Annotated in this window: 2 protein-coding genes and 1 pseudogene; all 3 read left to right on the top strand. The window is 55.0% G+C overall.

All coding sequences use genetic code 11. From position 1 onward, the window contains the following. The first annotated feature begins 209 nt into the window (after window positions 1-209). A complete protein-coding gene (locus VAE48_RS00570; protein WP_322791363.1) occupies window positions 210-641 on the top strand; it encodes a DUF2690 domain-containing protein in 432 nt (143 codons plus the stop codon). 53 nt (window positions 642-694) lie between these two features. Next, the gene (locus VAE48_RS00565) at window positions 695-1,390 is read left to right on the top strand and encodes a hypothetical protein (RefSeq protein WP_322791362.1); all 696 of its coding nucleotides are present in this window, start codon (window positions 695-697) and stop codon (window positions 1,388-1,390) included. A 142-nt stretch (window positions 1,391-1,532) separates the two neighbouring features. Continuing rightward, window positions 1,533-2,332 (top strand): annotated as a pseudogene (locus tag VAE48_RS00560) (hypothetical protein); the annotation flags it as partial.

Genomic DNA, 2,332 nt, shown 5'->3' with positions numbered 1-2,332 from the left:
CCAGTCTCGGTAATCACCAGTTTACGTTGAATTCGACCCATCAGTACCCTTATGTGGAATATGTCTATCCTTAGAACAGAATAGGATGTTTTTTCGCTATGCTCAAAGTCATGGTGGGGGGCGTGACCGGCGGTACTTCCAATCTTGGTGCTAATTTAGTATAGTAGATTACAGATGTTGATGGAAGTGATGAAAAGGAGGTAGTCGCTATGAGCAGTAAGATATACCTGTTGATCATCTTCATTGGAGCCATCATGGTGCTAGGTATTGGGGTGTTGACGGTAGAAGCTGCAACGTGTTCCGGTAGTGGGTGTAACGGTTTAAATCCAAATTCTACTGGTTGTGACGCAACCGCCATTCGCCTCTATTCAACTACGAGTAATGGAGCTTTTATCGAACTAAGAAAATCCACAGAATGTTCAACATTTTGGGCGCGTACCACCAATGTGAGTGGCATAAACAGGTATGCTAATGCCACTCTCAAGTATTATTACTACACGGCTTCTCCCGCTCCCATAGGCAATGGAGAAAAGGTTTATTCAGCCCAACGCTACAGTGCGGATGGCGCTGGAATGTACGCCTGTGGCATGGTAAGTAATTCACCGATTAACTCGATGGTGTATTCCCCCTGTGTTCCATAAAGAATTCCTGTTTGTTCCATTTGGAAAATCGTTGAAAGGAGTATCTGAAAGAGATGAAAAACAAGAGCTATACCAGAACAGCCTATCTATCGCTGATTGGCCTGCTCGTCATCGCGCTGGTTGGAGTGGGTCTGCTGCTTAGCGGAGCGGTCTTTGCCAAACCGAACGGCGGCGAGGCAGCCTCTGCTTCGCCCTTCCTCGAGGAAAATGCGAATACCCAGACTGGTCCGGCGGCCTACACCGCTGAAGCCGGCGGCGTTTGGATGCAACTGAGCGATCTGAAGGTCAGCTCCGCCCAGCTCAGTTTCAAACTGTGCTATGAAGTTCCGTTTGAATCCGACTGGGCGGCTGATCGCATGGCGCTGATTGCCGGCGAGCGCGAACTGCGCGACCAGTACGCCACCATGCTGCTGGAAGGGATGACGCAAGTCGAGGGGCGTAGTGTGCAATGCACCCTTAACCGCTTTCAACTGCCAGCCGGGATAAGCCTTGCCAGTGCCCGGATTGTCATCGAGCGAATTGCCACCTCGGCTCCCGAACAACCGGATTGCGAGGCCGCCCAACAAAAACTGATCCAGCGCGGTGTGCCGATCCGCTTCACCTGTCAGCATGGTGAATATTCCTTCGGTTTTGAGGTCATTGAAAAACCGGCGGAAATGAGCGACCTGGAAGCGCGGGCAGTGGTCAGCGATGCCTTCCACGATGTTATCACCGGCCCATGGGTGTTCGAGGTCTCGATGGAGCAGTAAGCGGGTGCAATCCCCCACCTGGAGGCTGCGGGGCGCGCGGATGGCCCGGCAGCCTTTATTATTAAAAATAATACACGAAATTCCAAAATTGCCCGGCGAATCGAATTGCATTAAAGCAGCGGGCATACTATAATAAAACCGTATGAGGGGTATTTTTCGGCTTGTTTTCCTGTTGACGCTGGCTGCGTTGCTTTCCCTCTCGCTGGGGACGGGGTATGCCCAAACGCCCACCCCGCCGCAGGGGGAGGACTTCGGCACGGGCTATTATGTGCGCGGGGCGTTTCTGGCGCAGTATTACAGCGTGCCGAACCCGCTGGAAATCTACGGCCTGCCGATCACGCAGGAATTTGAGGGGGTTTCTTCGTTTGGCATTCGCACACGGATGCAGTATTTCAGCAAGGCGCGTTTTGATCTGGTGCGCACGCCGGAAGGCGAGCGGGTGGTGGTGGCCAACCTCGGCGAGCTGCTCTACCCCGGGCCCGGCCCGCTGGCGCCGGTACCCAGCGAAGGCCCAACCTGCCGGCGTTTTGCCGCAACCGGCAAGAGCGTCTGCTATGCCTTTTTGCAATACTATGACGCCAACAACGGCGAGGTCAACTTTGGCAACCCGATTTCGGATCTGGAAATCCGCGAGGGGCGCTATGTGCAATACTTTGAGAAGGTGCGCATGGAGTGGCAGCCCGAGCGGCAGGCCGAAAGCCATGTGGTGCTGACCGATCTGGGCAAGCGTCACTTTGATCTGGTGCAGCGCGATCTGGAAGCCGGCCGCCCGATAGGCAGTGCCATCCCCGGCCGCCAGCGGTTCCCGGTGGCGCACGCCTTTTTTGCCCGTCCGCTGGTCAGCCCGCAAAGCAGCCAGGCCCTATATGTAGTGGTGATTGACCGCTTCCGCCAGCCGGTTGAGGGGGCCGAGGTTTCGGTTGTCCTGCAATACCCGGACGG

It is taken from the genome of Bellilinea sp. (assembly GCF_034432615.1).
GTDB lineage: Bacteria > Chloroflexota > Anaerolineae > Anaerolineales > Anaerolineaceae > Bellilinea.
The sequence above is the reverse complement of the archived record's forward strand: the minus strand, read 5'-3'. Positions and strand labels throughout refer to the sequence as shown.

What these genes read in the sequence shown, in the direction of transcription:
- VAE48_RS00570 (WP_322791363.1), top strand. Translation starts at nt 210, where the DNA reads ATGAGCAGTAAGATATACCTGTTGATCATCTTCATTGGAGCCATCATG.
- VAE48_RS00565 (WP_322791362.1), top strand. Translation starts at nt 695, where the DNA reads ATGAAAAACAAGAGCTATACCAGAACAGCCTATCTATCGCTGATTGGC.